Below are 2,956 nucleotides of genomic sequence, written 5' to 3'. Positions count from 1 at the left end.
ATTGCTTTCGGCTTCGGCACGTTTATGTTCCGCTCACTTTCGAGCCTGCTCCCAAAGGAAAAGCCATGGCCGGCGCCGACCTCCATTCGCCCCTGATCGACTCGCGGGCCGATCTGATCGAGACCATGGCGCGCGGCGCCAAACCCGAAAGCGAATGGCGCGTGGGCACGGAACACGAAAAACATGTGTTCCACACCAACCCCTTGCGCCCCGTGACCTATGGCGGCAAGGACGGCATTCGCGCGCTTCTGGACGGCATGCAGGCCGAGACCGGCTGGACGCCGTTTTATGACGGCGAAAACCCCATCGGGCTGCGCAACGACACGGTGGCGGGCGGCATTTCGCTGGAGCCGGGCGGGCAGTTCGAACTGTCCGGCGAACCGCAGCAGGACATGCATGGCACGGCGGCGGAAATGGCCGAGCATATGCGCGTGGCCAGGAAGGTCGGCGGGGAATTGGGCATTCATTTCCTCGGCTTAGGGGTGACCCCGCTTTGGCCGGTGGAGCAGATCCACTCCATGCCGAAATCGCGCTACGGCATCATGAAGCCCTATATGGAGCGGGTCGGCACGCTGGGCACCTCGATGATGTTCCGCTCGGCCACGGTGCAGGCAAACCTGGATTTTTCCAGCGAAGCGGACATGGTCAAGAAGCTGCGCGTATCGCTGGCGCTGCAACCGGTGGCGACGGCGCTGTTTGCCAATTCGCCGTTTTCCGAGGGCAAGGACAGCGGCTATCTCAGCTTCCGCAGCCATATCTGGCTCAACACCGACGCGGCGCGCACCGGCATGCTGCCCTTCGCCTTCGAGGAGGGATTCGGCTTCGAGCAATATGCCGACTATGCCCTTGATGTGCCGATGTATTTCGTCATCCGCAACGGGCAGTACGTCAATGTGGCGGGCGAGAGTTTCCGGGCTTTCCTCAAGGGCGAATTGCCGCAATTGCCGGGCGAAAAGCCGACGCTGAAGGACTGGGAAGACCATCTTTCCACGCTTTTTCCCGAGGTGCGGCTCAAGCAGTTCCTGGAAATGCGCGGCGTGGACATGGGCGACGAGCAATCGGTGACGGCGCTGTCGGCGTTCTGGACCGGGCTGCTCTATGACAAGGTGTCGCTGGAAGCGGCCTATGAGCTGATCGAGCCGTGGACCGAGGCCGACCGCGAGGCGATGCGCAACCAGGTGCCGCGACTGGGCCTCAATACGCCGCATGACCGCTCGACGCTATTTGACGTGGCGGCACAAGCGGTTGGCATCGCCGAGGCCGGGCTGGTGCGGCGCAACCGGCGCAACGCCGAGGGCAAGGACGAGAGCATCTACCTGGCGCCGCTGGAGGAAACCATCCGCCTGGCCAAGTCACCGGCGGAACGCTGGCTGGAGAAATTCCACGGCGAATGGAATGGCGACGTGAGGCCCATCTTCGCCGAAGCCGAGAGGTAGCATTTCGCCTCCGCCACGGACTTTGCGCTAACGGACTGTTAGCAGCGAGCGTCACCCTTGGTCCCGTTCGGGCGGCAAAGGGTAACCGAAATTCACGCGTGAATTTCGGTAAGGTCTTCCTGGCATTGGGGTTTGGGGCGGCATGCGGACATGGATTCCGGCCGGCGCCGGAATGACACGATGATTATGCCATGAACAGGGGCGCGCGGGGATTTGTGGGGCGGGCCCTTGCCCTGCCCTGCGGTCTGGTGCATCAGGCGGCCAGCATAAAGGAGGCGGCTCATGCGGGTTCTGGTGGTCGGGTCGGGCGGGCGCGAACATGCGCTGGCGTGGAAGATCGCGCAGTCGCCCAGGCTGAGCGCGCTGTTCGTGGCGCCGGGCAATGGCGGCACGGCGGGGCTGGCGGAAAATCTCGATGTGGACATTACCGACCACGAGGCGGTGATCGCGCTGTGCCGGACGCATGATATCGACTTCGTGGTGGTGGGGCCGGACGCGCAGGTGGTGGCCGGGCTGGGCGACGATATCCGCGCGGCGGGCTTTGCCTGTTTCTGCCCCAGCAAGGCGGCGGGGCAATTGGAGGGCTCCAAGAGCTTCACCAAGGCGCTGTGCGACGAATTCGACATTCCCACCGCCGCCTATGGCCGCTTCGAGAGCGAGGCCGAGGCGCTGGCCTATCTCTATACGCAGGGCGCGCCCATCGTCATCAAGGCGGACGGGCTGGCGGCGGGCAAGGGCGTGACCGTGGCGACGAGCGTGGAAGAGGCGGAAGCGGCCATCATCGACTGTTTTTCGGGCGCCTTCGGGGCAGCGGGCGCGGCGGTGGTGATCGAGGACTTCATGGAAGGCGAGGAGGTGAGCCTGTTCGTGCTCTGCGATGGCGAAGCCATTCTGCCACTGACCACGGCGCAGGACCACAAGCGCGCTTTCGACGGCGACACCGGCCCCAATACCGGCGGCATGGGCGCCTATTCTCCGGCCCCGGTGATGAGCCGCGCCGTCTATGAGCAAGCCTTAGAAAAAATCATCCGCCCCACGGTCAGCGGCATGGCGGCGCGCGGCACGCCCTATCAGGGGGTGCTCTATGCCGGGCTGATGCTGACGGCCGATGGGCCTAAGCTGGTGGAATATAATGCCCGTTTCGGCGATCCCGAAACCCAGGTGATGATGATGCGGCTCGAAAGCGACCTGCTGGAATTGCTGCACGCCACGGCGACGGGAACGCTGGCGGGGCACGAGGCGCAATGGACGGACCAGTTCGCGCTGACCGTCATCCTGGCGACGAAAGGCTATCCGGGCGCCTATGGCAAGGGCTCGGAAATCCACGGCGCCGAAGGGCTCGACAGCGCGGATTTGCAGGTCTTCCACGCCGGAACCAAGCGGGACGGCGCGCGTTTAATCGCTGCCGGCGGCCGTGTGCTCAATGTCACGGCGCTGGGTGGGAGCGTAAAGGAAGCGCAGGACCGTGCTTACGCGGGCGTGGACAGCATTGACTGGCCGGAGGGCTTCTGCCGCCGGGA

General features: G+C 64.5%; 2 protein-coding genes. Both read left to right on the top strand.

Annotated features, from left to right (window positions below):
- Positions 1-1,436: glutamate--cysteine ligase (locus tag VDP82_RS16455; RefSeq protein ID WP_416347134.1), on the top strand; the 1,436-nt coding region annotated here is incomplete at its 5' end.
- A gap of 282 nt (positions 1,437-1,718) precedes the next feature.
- Positions 1,719-2,956, top strand: a 1,238-nt coding sequence (purD, locus tag VDP82_RS16450; protein ID WP_323015910.1) for a phosphoribosylamine--glycine ligase, incomplete at its 3' end; no start/stop codon positions are given.

Origin of the sequence: Devosia sp. (genome assembly GCF_034675085.1) — a bacterium.
Taxonomy (GTDB): domain Bacteria; phylum Pseudomonadota; class Alphaproteobacteria; order Rhizobiales; family Devosiaceae; genus Devosia.
This window is presented reverse-complemented; position numbering and strand designations above follow the sequence as displayed.